Below are 18,663 nucleotides of genomic sequence, written 5' to 3'. Positions count from 1 at the left end.
TTTTAAACATTTCTAGAATACTGTAGTTTCGCCTCCTGGATGGATTTTTCTAAGCTTAGGTAACCATCTGAATCAACATTAAATAATGCTCTAAATAAATAGTAAAAGAACATTCTTTGATCATTACCTATTTTCTTTGCAGTAGTTTGAATGTAATCAAATTGTTTTAATAAATCATATAGATTATTATCAATGTTACCAAGATCGATTTTATTTATCATTCTCTGAATATCATCAATGTTAGAAATAGATGCATTATCGATTAGTTTTCCTATGGCAGCACCAAATCAAGTCATAGTTTGTGATTTATTGAACATGTTTAATGCATTTACCGAAAAAGGTCGTCAGTTTAGCGTTAAATATTTATCATCAAATTGCCAATTATTAGAATTATCAAAAATAAACTTTACAAATCAATGATAACTTATAAGAAACATTTTAAATAGATCAATATTCTCTTGTTCCTTAGATAATTTTTCAAGACTTTCAATGATTTCTAGAAGATCTTCTCGATCGAGGGTTAAATAATTTCGTCTTAGATATGCACTAAATCACTCTATGACATCCCTAAATTTATACTCTCATAGAAGCCTAGGTGTTTCATCGTCAATTTCTCTTATTAATTTTACTCCTATATCATCAAGTCCTTCCTCAATATAATTAGAGTATATTATTTCAATTTGATGTCTTACTGACATTTGAGTCTGTCATGTATTAAGTGTTAGCATTCTATATAGAATTCATAGTTTTTCGATGCCAACATACACTTCTATTCTAACTTTATTATTAAATAGAAATCCTGTATCATCTTCCTGTGTTTCATTTACTAAATCCTTGATTACAAAAGTCCTTTGTAATCAATCAAGTATTGATAATTTATTCTTATTTTCTTTAATATACTTGATCAAATCGTCATCAGATATATTTTCGTTGATTCTTGCAGATAGCGATAATACAATTGGTGGAATTATGCATCAAGTTTTAAGGTCAGATTTTAGTAGACTATAAACCACTGATGAGGATTTTACTTTTCATCTTTGAAAGATGTTATTATCTAATATTGATGTCGATAGATCATAATATTCTTTTATGCTTAACTCAAGCATAACATTTAATGATTTGATACGGGCATCATTGATTCTATTTAAGACTTTCATAATTTAACTAAGTTATATTTGATAAAATTATATTTAAATTGTAATAAGTTGCAATTAGCGAAGAAATCTTATTTGTAAATTTAGTTTTATAAATGACCTTCATCATTCTTTAATTATTTTTCCTATCCCATATCGAGTTGTACTTGGGGTATCAAATTTCACATTATCAAATAGATAATCTTGGAAATCCCTTAAATTATATAAATAATAGCAAAGAACATCCCCATCTTTTTTAACAAGAATTATTCATCATAAAGTCGTCAATATTCAATCCCATTCAGTATTTGGCATCATTCATAATGCCATTATTGCAATAAATTCTTTGATTTTATGTTTTACTTGATCGTTTCCATGATATTCAATTTCTGTAAGATCAGCAATTTTTGTCCCGTTTCTAGAATAATATGAGAGCATAATAGTGGCTATACTATTTGCCAGATTACTATCAATTAATCCTATATTTTTCTCAAAAGTTTCACTTTCTATATTTCTGAAAGCTATTCTAAATCCATTCTTCCTCAGTAGACATATGTTATCTTTTACATTTTTATCATGTAAAACAGGGAGATTTGTAGGAATATTTCAATCCTGATCCAAGACTTCATATATAAAGTTTGTTGCTTTTGATGCATTTAGTAGAGTGGATGCTGTTCAAAGTTGTGATTTTATACTAAATCAAAGTATTGGAGTAGGTGCTTTTGTGAGTGAGTCTAAAATAACTAAATCAATATCCTTTTTCTTTTTACTGGATGCTTTGATTCATCTTCTTTGAAGAAGTTCTAATATTGCAGATCAGCTTCCTAATGAGTATGCTCTTCAATCATTTTGAGAACTAAGGTCTGTAAAAAATTGTTTTAAATGAATTTCCAAATCTGAAATACTTATAGTTCCTAGTAAATTCCCCTGATTATATATTTCAATATCCTTTTCCAATAGAGTATATTGTAGTGTAGATTCTTTATTTTTTCATTCTAAGAAAACTTCAACAACTTTATAAAAAATTTCCTTTTTCCTATTTTGTTCCTTATCAGCACCAAAAAGGCCTCAGTATGTTAAGATAAATACTAATGCATATAATTCACTCCATTCACCAGTATTTCCAGTAATTGCACTATTTGTCATAATATTTCTTGGTTAAGGCTAGAATGATATTTTCTGCTACTGCTTGTATGGCTGGAACAGCCACCGAGTTTCCAAGTTGTTTCATTGCTTCATTTCTTGATACAGGGAACTCAAAATTCTCAGGAAATCATTGCATCTTTTTTCATTCTTTTGGACTTAGCCTTTTTACTTCCCCATCTACTAAATAGGCATCCCAATTTCTTCTGTCATTTATATCCGACCCTTTTCATCATACTCTCAAAGTAAAGCCAATTTCTTTATTACATTTTCATCCCCATACATCTGACATAGTCATTTTTAGAGGTATATTTTCAGGGAAAGAAAATTCTATATCTTTATCTCGAAAACCTACCATAAAGAGTCGTGGTCTATTTTGAGGTAATCAAAAATCAGAGGCTTTTACTATTTTATAGTGAAATGAATATCAGAGATCATTTTCAATGGTTTCCTTGATTATTGAGAAGGTTCTTCAATTATCATGATTTAAAAGTCAGCGTACATTCTCTATAAAGAATGCTTTTGGTCTCTTTTCTTTTATTATTCTTGCTATATCAAAGAATAAAGTTCATCTTGTTTCATTAAAACCCTTTTTGTGACCCGCTTGAGAAAATGGCTGACACGGAAATCCTCATGTGAGGATATCAAAATCAGGAATATTCTTTTCGTCAATTTTGGTAATATCTCACACGAAATTTCATGACTCAAACAATTCTGGGGAAACTTTCTTAAAATTTGTTTCATAGGTTTTTCTGGCGTGATCATCCCATTCAGAAGAAAATACACATTCAGCTCAGTTGTTATGAAATGCAAGGTGAAATCAGCCTATTCAGGCAAATAAATCTATGAATTTAATTTTCTTATCTTTTTTAGACATTTTTTATGAATTTATAGGAGAATTTGGAAGTAATTTACATATATAAATTGTATTACTTTTATTGTATGTTAATATAATTCAATTATTTCAGATCTTTTGCTCATTTTCAAATGAAAATAATTCTTTTAGAATAGATAGTTTTTCTTCTAGATACCTATCTTGATAACTATAAAAGTAAACTACTTTTTTAGATGATTCTGTAAGAAATTGAAATATAGTTTCCAGTCTATTTCTTAATAGTTCGTTTAAATCAATATTTCCTAAATAGCAACTATTTCTTGAAACTTCAGAAAATCAATATTCTTTTGCAATATTATTTCATTTATCACTAGGCAGAAAATAAAACTCTGATATAAAAACATGTTCAAGGTTTTCTTTATTTGGTATAAGCTTCCGCATTATTTCATATCAAGACCATAAGTTATTTTTATCTTGATAATCATAAAAATATTTTGTGAAATAATTTTTCTTATCATAAAGTTTAGATTTTTTAGAATCACGAATCGTATTGATTCTTTCTTCTAAACTTTCTTCAGGGAAAAGCCTTTCCTCATTTCATATAAACCATATATTGCTATTTTCTGGATCTCAAAAACCAAGAAAATGACTAAAAAGTATGATATCTTCTTTTTTGAGTTTTGTTTGTCAGTATATTTTGTTTGTCGATATCATTTATTTTATCTATAAATTTTTAATAAATCCTATTCTACACTTTTCCTCTATTTTTCAAACCTCTTTTTTCATTTATTAGATCTATATATAGATGATCTTGAATATATAATATCTATTTTTTACTATTAAGGTTTTAGCTTTTTTCTTTTTTGAGAGCCTTTCCTAATAAATCTCTTTTTAAAATTAAATGAATGATAACCTTATTTCTTACCGCTGTTTTCTTTGTCACCATCAAGAAAAACAAAATACTCCAAAGAGAAATCTCGGAGTATTTTTTTATCAGATTTTCCTGTGGAACAATACGGTGTACATACTCTCTATTTCATGCATGAATATATAGAAAATATATAGTGATATATGAATATATACTGTCAATGTGAAAATCACTTCATAGAGTTGGCTCAGGGAAGGTTCTACTGGAGGGTGTATGAAGAATCTTTCAGAATTTAATATTTCTGTAATAATTGGGAATTACAATCGTGCGGGAAAGTTGGTCACATTTCTTGTATTTTTCCCGAGGAAATCAAGTATGAATCGATCGAAAAAAAGAGTTGTTGCGTATATAGACGGATTCAATGTATACCATGCAATCGCCAATAATCTTCCAGAGAAATATAAGTGGCTGAATTATAGAAAGTTTGTAGAAAGCTTCCTCTGACCAGATGATATACTACAAGATATATTTTTCTTTACTGCACCGCCGAGATGGGATGAAGCAAGACTTATCCGACACAATAACTACCTCGATGTTCTCAAAAAATGACTCTGAATCAAGATAATCTCCTGAAATTATACCTCTGTAGAGAGAAAGTTTCATGCGGATAAAATGCCAGTTATCTCCCCGAAAGATGCCATAGTGAGCTCAAGAAGTTCTCCTATGGAACATACGAAGAAAAGCAAACCGACGTCAATCTCGCGCTCGCAATCTTCGAGGGATGAGTACTAGATCTCTACGACAAAGCCCTGATCCTGAGTGGAGATAGTGACATAGCACCAGCAATTCATCGGGTAAAGAGACACAAAAAAGACAAACACTTTACTTGCGTATTGCTGTACTTCTGAAAGGGGAGAGTCATGATGTCTATCTGTGACGCCTATGTCAAAACGGATCTATCGATGTTGGAGTCATCACTATTGGCAGATTGTGTCGATGTACAAGGCAAGCTCATCACGAATCCATACATATAAAAAACCCAGTCGTGAGACTGAGTTTTCGGAGGTGAGGCTGACTCACCGGGTGTACGAGCATAGTATCATAAACCTTCTGAAAGTCAAAAAAATTTCATAAAAAATCAAAACAATTTTCGGACGGAGTGGGGAAAAAGTTGGAGGAAGAACAAAATTATTTTTGTGGCAGTGTCTTGGGTAATATTGCAGGATAAGTCTTTTTTTCTAGAACCCTAACTTGATAAATATTAATCTGGCAACTTACTCATACAATAGAAATAATAGCACGCATTATTACATCGCAAGATTCATTTGTACATAACTCCCATACTGTTTGACTTTGAAGATGGGTTTTTACTCATGAAAACTCCTTCTGAAGCATTTGACTTAGATCAACGTATGTTTTTGGAGTAACATTTCTCAAATCATAAGAGAGGATATGTGTAATCTGCGGCGGTTGTTGTTTGATTTCTTTCAGAATTCACTCAAAGAGATTTAGTGGCATAATGTGTAGAATTAGATTTATAAATTTTATATTATCGACTTTCCATATACTCCTGAATTAATACTCTTGCATATATTTTACCAATTCTATCGATAAAGAACCTACTAAAGAGTAAAATCATCAAGAATACTCATAGTAATATGAGTGATGCGATAAAGATTGAAGCTTTATCTTGATAGAAGCTTAAATACGTTGTTATTGCGGAGAATATAATAGCTATAATCGAACCGCCAGATAGGTTTCTCCAAAATCAGTATTCAATATTATGTCATAAAAGTAAGTACCCATCTTTAATTCTTTTTCTTGCCAAACTCATAACTTCAGCAATTCTTTTTCTAGAATTTAGTATATCCTTTTCTTGTAATGATTTTCAAGGCAATTTTATATTAAAATCTTTCTCTAGTTTTTCATAAATATTCTTTTTGTATTCTTCGCTGTATTCAGGATTCTGGAAAAGTAGAAAATCTGTTGTTGGCATATAGATTTCTTCTTTTTCAAAAAAGACTTTAGAAATAAATCTATTTAATTGAGATGTAAAGTATAAAATAACGATTGAAATTGTAATATTTCCAGCTATTTCCATTTTTCCCAGAAACGCTAAGAAGTCGGATAGCTCTTTACTTAAAAAGCTATATTGGAAGAGTAAAACTGGTATTGCTGAAAGAATTGTAGGAAAGAATCGTGCCTTTATTGCGTATTCATTAAACATGGAATTATGATTAGTAAATTTTATTGAAAACTATTGAATAGTCTTTTTTTTAAGACTCCTTAATTTATAGAATGCTTCTAGAATTTCTTTATGGCATACCTTAATTTTCTTACCACTTCAGCATAAACAGTTACGATGTCACTTAATTCAAATATTTCTAGCAATTATTTTTTCTTGATCCCTTTTAATTAGCTCTTCTATGGAAGTTTTTCATTCATTGTACGACTCCAAATATCACAAAAATCAATGTGCTCTTTCCCCCCAAGGGAAAAATCATTTCTTTTCATAAAAACTTATTCCATACAAATATGGTATCAGAATTTCGAAGAAGAAAACCCGGAAATTAAAAATTCAATCTTCGAAATATTCTTTTTCCTCTGTATCTGTCATAAAGCAAAAAGTGTTATCTGGATTTATATGAATATCTTCCAGATTCTTGTTATATTTTTTGGATATTCGTATCAATCTCCCTCAAAGATTACTTACCTTCGGGAGGATAGAGCCCTCTCTGCTTTCCAATTTTATTAGTAAGTGAAAACTATCACTTATTTTCCCCAATTTCTCATTATTGGCAGTAAAATTGAATATGCCCTCAATTTTACTGCTAGATATAGTCAATTCGGGATAATTCTTGCTAATAAATGCTGTATCATCCTCTGTTATACTGATAACCATGGTTTTGGAGGGTTATTTCAAATAATAACAGTATTTTTTACAGACTCTTTTTTATTATTGTCAGTATTCCCTTTAATATCAAGATATTCAATCTTTATTATTCAAGTGCTGTCTATGTCAATTACCAGGCTTTTCTCCTTGTCTCATAAGTTGTATATATTCTTTTTTTCGACATATCTTTCGTAGATTTCTAAAGCGTCTGAATGAGGGTGTTCAAATTCTGATTCTTTTGGGGCACTAATAACCAAGTAAGTTGGATTAATTTTTTCTAGATGTTCTTCAAATATATCCTCATCATCTTCTCAATCCTTAAAAAATGACCTTGATCCATGATGGGCTGCACTCAAAATATCAGATTGCAGAACATCTTTATAGTATTCAGTAATATGTTCTTTCCATGCCTTTTTATCGGAGTCTCATGTAATTAAAATACTTTTATCTTTGTAAGTAAATTTAATAACTCAACATTGTTCGTGTATTCTGTTTCTTCTAGTTTCCTCAGTTTCTTCTTCTATATCATCAATTACGTATTGTGCAGGAGAGAAGACTTGAAAATCCACATCTCATATTCTTTTTTCTATCTTCGAATCCTCTTCAATATTTGAGTGAATATTATTTTTTTCATTACTTCATTTCAAGTAATATTCATTATCTTCTCATATATCATCAATTACATTCTTCATCTTCTCATATTCCTCCTTATTATCTTTATGGGGAGTATGTCAGGAATGCCAAATTTCTCATACTCATAGATTTTCATGAATTTTATCAATTCATTTTAAATGATCCTTATGAGGGTGGGTGTTAATAAATATCAATTCATTTTTTGCAATTTGTCATGACAATACATCGGAAATATCAATTGCCGCATTGTCATCTTCGATGATATTTGAGTCTATTAAAACATATTTATGACTTTCTCCATCGGGTATAATCATTAATGTTGACTCTCATTGTCAGACATATAGAAAGATTGTACGAAATACTCATTTCTCAGGGGAAAATATATTCTCCATAAATATAAAATTAAAAATTAAAACTTTCTAACTAAACCCTTAACAACTCAAACAACATTCATTTGGTTAGCCTCAATAATCTTTCAAGGATAAATCCTTTCATTTCTATATCTCAAAAGGGGATTTCAAAATTTATCTTGTCAATATTCTTTCAGAGTAAAATTACCATCTCAGTCAATTGTGGCAATAACTAAATCTCAACTATGAGGATATTTATTATTTAGATCGACTGACACTATATCTCATTCAAATATTCAGATGTCTTCCATGCTGTCTCCCTTAGTCTCCACTAATACAATTCATTCTGGGTTTCATCAAATAATATATTTATTTAAATCAATATAGTTTACTATATTTGACTCAATCTCATCTGCCGTTCAGCAGACCACACTTCAATATAGTGGCGATGCGATTAATTTATTTGTTGGAATATATCTTTTAGGACTTTCTTTCTCGATAAATCACCTCTCAAGCATCTGAGAGAAGAATCTAGAAACCAAATCCCTAGATTTTACTCAAATTAATTCTTTCATTACATCAAAAGTCGGCAGAACTCATACTTCCCAGTAATATTTTTTAAGTTTTCAAAGATAGAGTTCAAAATTGTGTTCTCGCATATTTTTTAAAGAAAAGATTATTTGTACCTGATACAATCAATATAAACCTGATTATATTCATTATGTTCTTATGTGCAAGAGATTTTTTTAAATTCTTTTTCTTGCCTTCCTCTCCATCTTCCATATACTTCACCTCGCTTACAACCGAGGTTTTCAAAACAACTTTTTTCGTGTCTAAAGAATAATACGGGTGATTTTATCACCGCCCGTTATCTTTCATTAGACACGGAAATCTCGTTGTAAGCAAACTAGAATAGGTCGATAAAGTCACCCGTTTTTGTTTGCTTACAATCAGAAAAACTCGGCAATTATTTCCTAATTGCCATTTTTTATGCCCGCACCAACAACAGAGAAGAAGGTTTCCAACAAGAATCTACACAAAGCAAAGAAGTCAAAAAATGACGAATTCTATACACAACTTTCTGATATTGAGAAAGAATTGAAACATTATAAAGAACACTTCCGAGATAAGGTGATTTTCTGTAACTGTGATGACCCAGAAGAGAGTCACTTCTGGAAATATTTTTCTGAGAATTTCGAATTCCTCGGACTGAAGCGACTCATAGCGACACACTATGAGACTGAGAAGCCATCATACAAGCTCGAGATCGTCGCAGATACCAACGGCGATGGCAGGATCAACAAGCTCGATACTATCAGAACTCCACTCATGCAGAATGGAGATTTCCGCAGTCCTGAGTGTATCGAGATACTCGAAGAGTCGGATATCGTGGTGACGAATCCACCATTTTCCCTTTTTCGTGAATATGTCGCGCAACTTTTCGAACACGATAGGAAATTCATAATAGTCGGACATCAGAACGCTATTACCTATAAGGAGATATTCAATCTCATCAAGGAAAATAGAATATGGCTTGGTTATGGATTTTCTGGTGGTGCAGCACACTTCATCAACAAGTATTATGAAGATTATGCAACTGCTGGAGACCATAGAGAAGGGATGATACGGGTATCTGGTGTGAATTGGTTCACGAATCTGGAGATACAGAAACGACATGAAGATCTCATACTCTACAAGAAATATTCCCAGGAAGAATATCCAAAATATGATAATTATGATGCAATTGAGGTCAGTAAAACGAAAGATATTCCTCTGGATTATGTTGGTGCTATGGGAGTTCCAGTAACGTTCATGGATAAATATAATCCCGACCAATTCGAGATATTAGGTTGTAGTTATGTATATGGCGAACCTATCGGATATCATATTGAAGGCAAAGGTTTCAATGTAAGTATTTCATGAAAAGAAGTGTATAAAAGGCTATTTATCCGCAACAAAAAACTCTCGTAAGATGATTTTGAAAGAGATTCTCCTTCGGGGAATGACAAAACCAAAAACAGAGCAGATTCTTCCTTGCGTCAGAATGACAGAAACGGTACATAGAAGCCATAAGCCAAAAACTCTAATTCTTAACTTTATTTTTCTATGAAAATCGAACTCCGAGAGATTGCTATCCGAGATGTAGTGGCAGGATACACGAACAACCAGGAAGATGGTGTCGTCGGGTATGCGGGCAAGCTCAATATCCGCCCGAAGTACCAGCGAGAATTCGTCTATCGAGACCGGCAACGAGACTCGGTCATCGAGACAGTGCGTCGAGGTTTTCCACTCAATGTCATGTATTGGGTGCGGAATGCGGATGACACGTATGAGGTGCTCGACGGACAACAACGCACGATCAGTATCTGTGAATATGTGGCGGGGAATTTTTCTCTGGATTTCCAGTATTTCCACAATCTCACGGATACTGAGCGAGAGCAGATTCTGGATTATCGGTTGATGGTGTATTTCTGTGAAGGAAATGATCGCGAGAAGCTCGACTGGTTCAAGACGATCAATATAGCAGGGGAGAAGCTCACGGATCAGGAGCTCCGCAATGCAGTCTACACGTGACCGTGGCTCACGGATGCGAAGCGATATTTCTCACGGACGGGTTGTCCTGCGTATGCGATCGGGAGCGACTATCTGAATGGTTCGCCGATACGACAGGATTATCTGGAGACGGCGATCGACTGGATCAGCTGGAGAACTATCGAGCAATATATGTCGGAGCACCAACACGAGCCGAATGCATTCGAGCTCTGGTCGTATTTCCAGAATGTCATCACGTGGACGAGTACGATATTCCCGAACTATCGTCGGGAGATGCGATGAGTCGCGTGGGGCAGTCTCTACAACGAGTTCTCGAGCAAGGGATTCGATGCAGAGAAGCTCGAAGCAGAGATCCAAGTGCTCATGCAGGATGAAGACGTGACTCGGAAGTCGGGAATCTATGAATATGTCCTGACGCGCAATGAGAAATACCTCAATATCCGATCATTCACCGATCGGATGAAGCGCGAAGCCTACGAGCGCCAAGAGGGAATCTGTACACATTGTCAGTGACACTTCGAACTCTCAGAAATGGAAGCAGACCATATCACGCCGTGGCACGCGGGAGGCAAGACAACGAGCGAGAATTGCCAGATGCTCTGTCGTGGTTGCAATCGGGTGAAGAGTGGGAAGTAGGATTTAAATATATAACACTATATAATTATTATTCTTATATTGACTTATTATATTATTATTTATAATGCGATATTGTAATAGTAATTATAACAATATGAATACAGCTCCTCTCTGTGTCGCACATGAAACTCCTATATTCAGTGAAATTGAAGTAACTGATAAAATGAATGATCTTCGATCTCGAGAATCTGCTCTCCAAGAAAATGCACCAGTCATCGCACTCTATAACAGAATGCTTAAGCGATGACCAGGCCGATTCGAAGTCAAGCCATCAGGAATGCCAGATATCCAAGATCTTCATGGATTGCATCCGAATTTTGCTGAAGTGATCAGTGATATCGAGTGAGATCTGAGTCTCTGTCTCTCGTCTCCAGGTGGACTCAATATACCTCCGATTCTCCTTCTCTGAGAGCCAGGAATCGGGAAAACATATTTCGCTCAGCGTGTTGCAGAAGTACTCGGAACAGGGTATAACTTCATATCTATGAACTCAGTGACAGCAGGATGGATACTCTCTGGGAGCTCGAGTCAGTGGAGATGAGCACGACCATGAAAGGTATTCCAGACACTGATCGATGGCGAATATGCGAATCCCGTCGTGGTTGTGGATGAGATAGATAAGGTATGAACTGCTAACCAATTTGACCCTCTTGCTCCTATGTATCAACTGCTCGAAGCAGATACTGCAAAGAAATTTATGGATGAATATGCTGATGTGGCAGTCGATGCAAGTAAGATCAATTGGGTTGTCACTGCAAATGACGAACATGCGATTCCTCCTGCGATTCTCTCTCGTCTGAGAGTATACGAAGTACTTGCTCCTGATGAGGAACAGGCATGGCAGATTGCAAATCTCATCTACACACAGATGAGAGATGAGAATCCGTGGGGATCAAGATTCACTGAATCTCCTTGAGATGACCTCCTCGAGAAGCTCGTAAGAATCTGACCACGTTGAATGAAAGCTGCTCTTCGAAGATGATTCGGGAATGCGAGCAAAGAACAGCGTTCTTATGTCTTGCCAGCTGACGTCAATGTGGAGGTTCGAGGAAAAAGACAGATTGGATTCTAGATATTAGAACGTTCTATCCTCTCAGTGTTGAGAGGATTTTTTCAATTTTTCTTAAAGAGAAAAGCCATCACTGGAGAATCTCCATTCGTCCATGGTTTTCGTATATCACCATTTTTGCTGATTCCAATTGATTCCCAAATTCGAGAAAACACTGGGAAAAAAGATATAATTCTTTCCAGAATGAGCCTAATATTTGACATATTATAGATAATAGGTATATACTCTTCATAAGAACGTAATATTTTTTCTATGGAAGCTTGTGAAAGAATCAAACATATTGATCCAGAAGGTCATGATGTTAATTGCAAAAAACTGCCACCAATATCAAAAGATACTGCTGATATGATGTGAGCTCTCAAAAGAGAGATGGAATTAAGTACTTCAAAAAAGGAAAATCTCGAGAAAATGATTCGTTTTATGAATCAATTTCTCACAGAATCATCAGAGATAAAGAAAGAATCACTTATCAAAGAAGTTGAAAAGATCGCCCTGGAGTATTCATGAAATCCAGACTTCATTCAGATGATGGGATTTTTCTCTCTGGAGAGATATAAGATTGAGGATAATCAAATATTCATTCTTGCTGCCGCTCATAAGGCACAAGAATTGTCTCATATGTGATTGCAATATGTAAACTTCCAGAATCATTTTTATAGTATGATGTTGATGCGATTGCAAGAATCAACGGAGGGGAATTTTTCACTTACTCAACGAATATTCGAGATTCTTGGTGATTCATTTCAGGATTGGCTTCGTGTACAATTATCAGAGAATCCAGGAATCACTGAAGAAGAAAAAATACACATCCTACAACGGTATACAAACTATCGAACAGAATAAGCATTGTAGGAGATTGACTTTCCTCGGAGAATCTATACTCTGTGGTGACAAATTCTGAGCCACTCATGAAAAAACTTCTCATATTCACTGACACATACAACGAACAGCTCAATGGTGTCACTCGATGTATCGATAATCTGTGTGCGAATCTTCCCAGAAATATTCAGGTAACTATTGTTTCTTCGGATGAATTTGTCTCGATTCCATTTCTTGGATACAAGGAGATTCGTCTTTCTTTCGCATTTCCACGTCGCATACAGAAGAGAATTCGTGAGATACAGCCAGATTATATTCATATCATGACAGAGTGACCGATTGGACTCACGGCTGCGTATGTCTGCAAGCGCAAAAAAATTCCTTATACGACGACATTTCATACGAAATTCCCTGAATATCTCCATATGCGCAATCGACTCGTGAAGGAAGAATACGTGCATCAATATCTTCACTATATTCATGACGGTGCTGAGCAGATATTCATCTCGAATGACGGACTGCATCAATATCTCGAAGAGAATGGCTATGAACGAAGAATTGTTGTTCCATTTGGTATCGATCACAGTGTTTTTTTTCCATGAGAGAAAACCTTATTTCGCGATATTCCAACTCCGATTTTGCTTTTTGTCGGTCGAATCGCCGTCGAGAAAAATATCGGAGATTTTCTCGATATGAATGCGAAATATCAGAAAGTTGTGGTCGGTGACGGTCCACTCTATCAGAAATACAAGGAGGAATATCCTGACGTTCTTTTTCTCGGAAAAAAATCTCCCAAAGAGCTCGGAGAAATATACCGAAGTGTGGATGCATTTGTCTTCCCATCGAAGACGGATACACTGGGTCTCGTGAATCTGGAGGCGATGGCATCAGGACTTCCTATCATTGCCTATGATATCGAGAATACGCGCGGTGTGATAGAAGATGGTAAGACAGGAATCCTCGTTCCAGAATGACAAAAACTCGAATCCGCAATACCAAAAATACCAAACATTCATCCGCAAGATTCCATTGATTTCGTGAAGGATTTCACATGGGAAAACTATGCACAGAAGTTCATCTCTCACCAATTTCCTATCAGCAAGAATCTATGGATCTAAATAATTATCTCAATCCACAAACCATTGCTATTCTTCAGACAGGAGGATATTTTCTGATGCTCGGACTCATGATTGTCGAGTGACCGCTGGTGACTTTTGCGGCTGCATTTCTCGCATCGCTCGGATTTTTCGATATCTGGATTGTATTTGTTCTTGGATGGCTCGGTGATATTCTCGGAGATTTGCTTTTCTATAGTATCGGACGTTACGGATTTCACATTTTCACGAAAAAAACTGCCATTGATACGCCACAAGAAGAGACTTTTATCCATAAGCTCGATCAGCTTATTCATACCAATCTCGCACTTGCGATACTGATTATCAAATTTACCCCTTATGCTCCTCCTATTGGGCTAACCTATATCGGGAAAATAAAGGTGGATATGAAAAAATATATTATCACTTCACTGATGGTATGTATACCCGTACCGCTCGTTGCTACTGCGGTCGGATTTCATCTCGGTTATCTGAATACGATATTCACGAAATTTTCAGGAATGGAACTTGTGGGAGCCCTTTTGGTGACATTTCTCGTTTTTGTTCTTGGAATTGGGAGTATGCTTTTTCTCCAGAAAAAAACAAAAAAAGTACTTGCCGCTGAAAAGGAAAACTAAGGCTGTTGTCTGTATATGTACCAAGCCTGTCGTACTATTTTCCAGAGTGGCATTGAACTCAGGATATCTTTTGGTTGTTTCCAGTAGAGTTGTTTCCATCATTTTGGCGGATTGTATACTCCAGGAAAGTAGAATGAGAGTACGGATATTTTCTTTTGATAAAGGATTTCATTGATTTTTGTTTCGAGTCAAAATCCCGTACCATCTCGGTAATACGACACATTATCGAATACGGATCTCGGAAGTACTCGGGTTCATGAGAAAGTATCGTGTTTCAAGAGTTTGCAGATGAAGAGACTATTGTTCCACATGATCATGGTAGAATCCACTCGTTCTTCCAAAACGGGTACAATAATCTGTGATAGGTATTCAGAACGGAATCAGATATAATCAGCATCAAGCATGACAATATGTGTACCGCGAGCTTCCTGAAGACCACGAAAAAACGCATTCATTTTCCCTTCGTTTTGAGGGGATTGGATTTTTCTGAGTTTTGGACTCGTTATATCTGCGAGTTCTTCCCACGTATTGTCCGTAGATCCATCATCTATGACGATAATCTCATCGAGTTCTGGACAACCAAGAGCAAGATGAACAATATTTTTGATATGAGGTCACTCGTTGTAGGCGGGGATGATGCAGGAGAATTTCATAAAATATTCTTCAAATTTTGGGAAGAGTATTTTATTTTCCTGTAAAGTCAATCTTCTTTATCTTATCGAGTAAGACGAGAAGTCTGCGAATCTCACTTGGTGAATCAAAAAACGGTCGAAGATGCATCATTTTTGTTGTATATGTTTTTCATGGAGATTGTATATTTTTGTTTCCTGGAGCCACTAGAGAAAGATCACGGCTTCCAAATACACGAGTAATTTTTGTATCTTTGTCTGGAGTGAAATCTCATAATCATTTCACAATATTCCACAATATTCGTAGCTTTCGTGATTTCTGTTCAGAAGACATATTATCAGGCATTTTTTTATCAAAAATCTCTTTCATTTTCGTCTTCGCATCAGTTGTTATTGAGTTTGGAGGATTTTTCTTTTGCAATACATCTCGTACAAGGGCGCCGATACTATCGAGAATAAAGCCAACAGGAATTTGGAATTGTTTTATGGGTGATGTCCCGAGCGAAACTGGAGATTCTGCTCGTATCTGAATCTTTGGTACTCAAGATTGTTGGTCTTGTGAATATTTTCCTGATTGCATGAGCTTTTCAGCGGTTCGGATTGCGAAATTTCCTCACATAGAAATTCCGAAAAACTCTATGTTTCCTGAGGATTTTTGTGAGTGGATGAACTCTGCATACACGTCAGCAAATGCGCTATATGGATCTTTTTCGGCATCATGAGCAAATTGTTCGGTGATATAACCTTTGGTATTTGTTGGGAATCCGAGATTTATTATCTGAGTATTTTTTACAGGTTTTCCTGACTGAATAGCCTCAATAACTGAGGGTAATAATTTTATGACCTGATGAAGAGTTTCCTCAATAAATACCATAGAATCTCATTCGGCTACTGTAAGTGAAGATCAAAAAATATATTGTGTTTTCGTCTTTCAAATAGTAATATCTCCAGTTTCTCATAGAAGTTTTTTTGCGAAACTCACAATATCTATGACAGTGTAGGGAAATTGTACGTTTGTACTGGTTGAGAAAACTTGAGAATTTTCCATAACCAATTGAGAAAACTCTTTCAAAAAATTATCTGCTCTTTTTTGATTTTCATCATCGAGAAAAGGTTTATACTGATGAAGTGCTTTTTCTGCATGGTGTATTTTCATGATTTTAGTTTAAAACAATTATTCTTTTTCTACAAATTTCTTCTACAAAATATATTCCACATAACTTCCGATTTCAACTTTTCCTTCAATGTTTTCAATTTTCACTTCATCGTATTCGTCGACTTCAGGAGCATGGAGCTCGGGACGTATCGTAACCATGAGAGATGAGTTATGAGAGATGAGATTTTTGATTTCCTCCCCATCTCTTATCCCTCATCGGTTATCTCTTATATCTACTATATATCCGAACTGCTTTTTCCCTTTGCGTTCGTCTTTTTTGCGTGTATAGATTCATTCGAGAATCGGCGTGAGCTTTTCTATGCGATTTTTCGCGATAGATTCATCCACCTTGTCTGGGAGCTTTGAACTGGTTGCGAGAGGTTCATCGTGGTATTGGAATATCCCGACTGATTCGAAGTCATATTTCGCGATGAAGCCACAGAGTTCCTGAAAGTTTTCCTCCGTTTCTCCAGGGAATCCGACGATGAAGCTCGTGCGGATGAATGAGCTTGAGAATGTCGAGCGAATCATATCGAGAAACGAGAAAATATGCTTCTGATCGTAGTGTCGTCCCATGAGTTTCAGGATATTTGCCGAGATGTGTTGGAATGGGATATCGAAATATGGGAGAAAATGCTTGAGCTTCGCGAGGCGTGCGAGGTGCTCGAGCGTGAGAATATCTGGATAGAGATAGTAGACTCGGAATTTTGCATTTTTTCCTGAGAGAGTGATGGTCTCATCGATTTTCTCGAGCAGTTCCATCAGACGCGGTTCCTCATAGAGGTCAGTTCCATATCGAGTCGTATCCTGGGAAATAATCTGGATTTCTCGGATATCGCTCTCGAGCATCTGTTCGACTTCTTTCACGACATCTTCTATCGGACGAGATTGCTGACGTCCACGAATTGTCGGGATGATACAGAAGGTACAATTGTTGTCGCATCCTTCCGCGACCTTGAGGTATTCGTAGCCAAATGGCGCATGGATATACGCGCGGACTTCGTCACCCTTCCAGACGAAGGCTTTTGCATTTTTTCCAGGCGCTTCGATAGATTCGAGGTAGCGAGTGAGAGTTTTTTCACGGGATTCCTTGTGTGCTTGTTTCGCACGGACGATAGCTCCGAGATTGAGTTTCGACTTCTTCCCGAGGACGAGTTCTTCGATGACAGAATAGCTGATAAATGGCACAACAGAGACAAGATTCTGGAGGCTCGCGAGAAAAGCATCATCCTTCACACTCACATAGCAACCCATGAGGATGAGTTTTTTCCCGAGAGAATCATAGTATGCGAGGGTCTCTTCGGATTCTGAACGAGCAGAGGAGAGGAATCCACAAGTATTCACGATGACGTATTCTACGTGTGGGTCTTCTGGGTCTTCGAGGAATTCGATAGGAGTTCTATCTGAGAACTTCAATATCTCACCGATGGCGAATTCGAGATCGACCATATTTTTCGAACATCCGAGATTGATAGCAGAAAAAGCAAACATAGGAAATAGTGGGATAGTGACTAGTGATTGGTAATGAGAATTTTGTGGAGTATAGAAAAAAACTTGCAAAAAGCAAGAAGTTGACTATACATAAAATATATGTCAAAAAGAAAATCTCTCATCGTAGTAGATATGCAAGAGGAATTTCTCTGAAGAGAGACAGAATATCCAGATTTTTACCTTTCAAGAAGACAGAAACTCATAGAAGGAGTACAAGAATATGTAGTCGCTGCAATCGAAAAGAAAAATCTAGTGATTAATATAACTTTTGGTGATTCTCCTATAGTTCCTGAACTTCGTGATGTTCTTCTTTCGAGTGAGGTAAGACAATTTTCCAAACATTCAGTTTGATTACTTCGAAAATCAGTTTTTTCTAATATACTAGAAGGGGAATATATAAGAAGAACTTTGGTGCAATCAGATAAAGCTGAATTCAGTGCAATCTTCCCTAGAAAATGAATAATGTGATATCCGATAAAAGAACTCTTGTCTCGAGGATGATCATGTGATATTGTCTGAGTATCTACAGTAGAGTGTGTTTTATCAGTTAATTTGGATCTGCAATATTTAGCAAATAGGGTAAAATCAAATGCTCATTTTAGAGTACTTTGATCTTTATGTATGACAAGTAATCCACAAATTTGTTGAGAAGAAGTATCCGAAAAGAGTATAGATGATGATTATAGATATTGGGGATTACCAGGCCCAATTTGGCATATTTAG

General features: G+C 35.5%; 20 protein-coding genes. 8 read left to right on the top strand and 12 right to left on the bottom strand.

Annotation, left to right across the window (positions count from 1 at the left end):
- Positions 1 to 2 precede the first annotated feature (2 nt).
- From PHY14_00495 to PHY14_00480, 4 genes are read right to left on the bottom strand one after another with little or no spacing between them, the layout of a single operon-like run.
- Positions 3 to 1,157, bottom strand: a complete 1,155-nt coding sequence (locus PHY14_00495; GenBank protein ID MDD2693393.1) for a hypothetical protein — start codon at positions 1,155 to 1,157, stop codon at positions 3 to 5.
- 54 nt (positions 1,158 to 1,211) lie between these two features.
- Positions 1,212 to 2,279, bottom strand: a complete 1,068-nt coding sequence (locus tag PHY14_00490) for an HpaII family restriction endonuclease (GenBank protein MDD2693392.1) — start codon at positions 2,277 to 2,279, stop codon at positions 1,212 to 1,214.
- Positions 2,269 to 3,153 carry a DNA cytosine methyltransferase gene (locus tag PHY14_00485; GenBank protein MDD2693391.1) on the bottom strand — a complete coding sequence of 295 codons (885 nt, stop codon included), beginning with the start codon at positions 3,151 to 3,153 and terminating at the stop codon, positions 2,269 to 2,271. Before PHY14_00485 ends, PHY14_00490 begins: the two co-directional genes overlap by 11 nt.
- Before the next feature lie 3 nt (positions 3,154 to 3,156).
- Positions 3,157 to 3,825, bottom strand: coding sequence for a hypothetical protein (locus tag PHY14_00480; GenBank protein ID MDD2693390.1), 669 nt, complete (start codon positions 3,823 to 3,825; stop codon positions 3,157 to 3,159).
- Between the two features lie 529 nt (positions 3,826 to 4,354).
- Here PHY14_00480 and PHY14_00475 point away from each other — a divergent pair.
- Positions 4,355 to 4,771, top strand: coding sequence for a hypothetical protein (locus PHY14_00475; protein MDD2693389.1), 417 nt, complete (start codon positions 4,355 to 4,357; stop codon positions 4,769 to 4,771).
- A 148-nt stretch (positions 4,772 to 4,919) separates the two neighbouring features.
- Here PHY14_00475 and PHY14_00470 read toward each other — a convergent pair whose 3' ends face one another.
- The 4 genes from PHY14_00470 to PHY14_00455 form a co-directional block, all read right to left on the bottom strand.
- Positions 4,920 to 5,111 carry a hypothetical protein gene (locus PHY14_00470; GenBank protein ID MDD2693388.1) on the bottom strand — a complete coding sequence of 64 codons (192 nt, stop codon included), beginning with the start codon at positions 5,109 to 5,111 and terminating at the stop codon, positions 4,920 to 4,922.
- 417 nt (positions 5,112 to 5,528) lie between these two features.
- Positions 5,529 to 6,206 (bottom strand): hypothetical protein, encoded by a 678-nt coding sequence (locus PHY14_00465; protein ID MDD2693387.1) that lies wholly within the window; start codon positions 6,204 to 6,206, stop codon positions 5,529 to 5,531.
- 659 nt (positions 6,207 to 6,865) lie between these two features.
- Positions 6,866 to 7,897: a hypothetical protein gene (locus PHY14_00460; GenBank protein ID MDD2693386.1), complete on the bottom strand. Its 1,032-nt coding sequence runs from the start codon at positions 7,895 to 7,897 to the stop codon at positions 6,866 to 6,868.
- Between the two features lie 17 nt (positions 7,898 to 7,914).
- Positions 7,915 to 8,514 (bottom strand): S24 family peptidase, encoded by a 600-nt coding sequence (locus PHY14_00455; protein ID MDD2693385.1) that lies wholly within the window; start codon positions 8,512 to 8,514, stop codon positions 7,915 to 7,917.
- 331 nt (positions 8,515 to 8,845) lie between these two features.
- Here PHY14_00455 and PHY14_00450 point away from each other — a divergent pair, with 331 nt between their 5' ends.
- From PHY14_00450 to PHY14_00440, 3 genes are all read left to right on the top strand, one after another.
- Positions 8,846 to 9,826 (top strand): adenine-specific methyltransferase EcoRI family protein, encoded by a 981-nt coding sequence (locus tag PHY14_00450; protein MDD2693384.1) that lies wholly within the window; start codon positions 8,846 to 8,848, stop codon positions 9,824 to 9,826.
- 135 nt (positions 9,827 to 9,961) lie between these two features.
- Positions 9,962 to 11,044 carry a DUF262 domain-containing protein gene (locus PHY14_00445; protein MDD2693383.1) on the top strand — a complete coding sequence of 361 codons (1,083 nt, stop codon included), beginning with the start codon at positions 9,962 to 9,964 and terminating at the stop codon, positions 11,042 to 11,044.
- 94 nt (positions 11,045 to 11,138) lie between these two features.
- Complete coding sequence (locus PHY14_00440) at positions 11,139 to 12,116, top strand: AAA family ATPase (protein ID MDD2693382.1); 978 nt, start codon at positions 11,139 to 11,141, stop codon at positions 12,114 to 12,116.
- On the opposite strand, the gene PHY14_00435 is transcribed toward PHY14_00440, so the two are convergent.
- Positions 12,113 to 12,316, bottom strand: a complete 204-nt coding sequence (locus PHY14_00435) for a hypothetical protein (GenBank protein ID MDD2693381.1) — start codon at positions 12,314 to 12,316, stop codon at positions 12,113 to 12,115. The two genes, PHY14_00440 and PHY14_00435, sit on opposite strands and share 4 nt — an antisense overlap.
- A gap of 49 nt (positions 12,317 to 12,365) precedes the next feature.
- On the opposite strand from PHY14_00435, the gene PHY14_00430 reads away from it, so the two are divergent.
- From PHY14_00430 to PHY14_00420, 3 genes are all read left to right on the top strand, one after another.
- Positions 12,366 to 12,956 carry a hypothetical protein gene (locus PHY14_00430; protein MDD2693380.1) on the top strand — a complete coding sequence of 197 codons (591 nt, stop codon included), beginning with the start codon at positions 12,366 to 12,368 and terminating at the stop codon, positions 12,954 to 12,956.
- A 65-nt stretch (positions 12,957 to 13,021) separates the two neighbouring features.
- A complete protein-coding gene (locus PHY14_00425) occupies positions 13,022 to 14,050 on the top strand; it encodes a glycosyltransferase family 1 protein (GenBank protein ID MDD2693379.1) in 1,029 nt (342 codons plus the stop codon).
- Positions 14,041 to 14,664 carry a VTT domain-containing protein gene (locus tag PHY14_00420; GenBank protein ID MDD2693378.1) on the top strand — a complete coding sequence of 208 codons (624 nt, stop codon included), beginning with the start codon at positions 14,041 to 14,043 and terminating at the stop codon, positions 14,662 to 14,664. The genes PHY14_00425 and PHY14_00420 overlap by 10 nt, the downstream gene beginning before the upstream one ends.
- On the opposite strand, the gene PHY14_00415 is transcribed toward PHY14_00420, so the two are convergent.
- From PHY14_00415 to PHY14_00405, 3 genes are all read right to left on the bottom strand, one after another.
- Positions 14,661 to 15,317 (bottom strand): glycosyltransferase family 2 protein, encoded by a 657-nt coding sequence (locus tag PHY14_00415; GenBank protein ID MDD2693377.1) that lies wholly within the window; start codon positions 15,315 to 15,317, stop codon positions 14,661 to 14,663. The two genes, PHY14_00420 and PHY14_00415, sit on opposite strands and share 4 nt — an antisense overlap.
- A gap of 31 nt (positions 15,318 to 15,348) precedes the next feature.
- Positions 15,349 to 16,341 (bottom strand): hypothetical protein, encoded by a 993-nt coding sequence (locus PHY14_00410; protein MDD2693376.1) that lies wholly within the window; start codon positions 16,339 to 16,341, stop codon positions 15,349 to 15,351.
- Positions 16,342 to 16,491: 150 nt separating this feature from the next.
- Positions 16,492 to 17,940: a MiaB/RimO family radical SAM methylthiotransferase gene (locus PHY14_00405; protein MDD2693375.1), complete on the bottom strand. Its 1,449-nt coding sequence runs from the start codon at positions 17,938 to 17,940 to the stop codon at positions 16,492 to 16,494.
- 99 nt (positions 17,941 to 18,039) lie between these two features.
- Here PHY14_00405 and PHY14_00400 point away from each other — a divergent pair, with 99 nt between their 5' ends.
- On the top strand, positions 18,040 to 18,663 hold the full coding sequence (locus PHY14_00400) for a hypothetical protein (GenBank protein MDD2693374.1): 624 nt from the start codon (positions 18,040 to 18,042) through the stop codon (positions 18,661 to 18,663).

It is taken from the genome of Candidatus Gracilibacteria bacterium, assembly GCA_028687475.1.
Classification (GTDB): Bacteria; Patescibacteriota; Gracilibacteria; order BD1-5; family UBA2023; genus STC-74.
The sequence above is the reverse complement of the archived record's forward strand: the minus strand, read 5'-3'. Positions and strand labels throughout refer to the sequence as shown.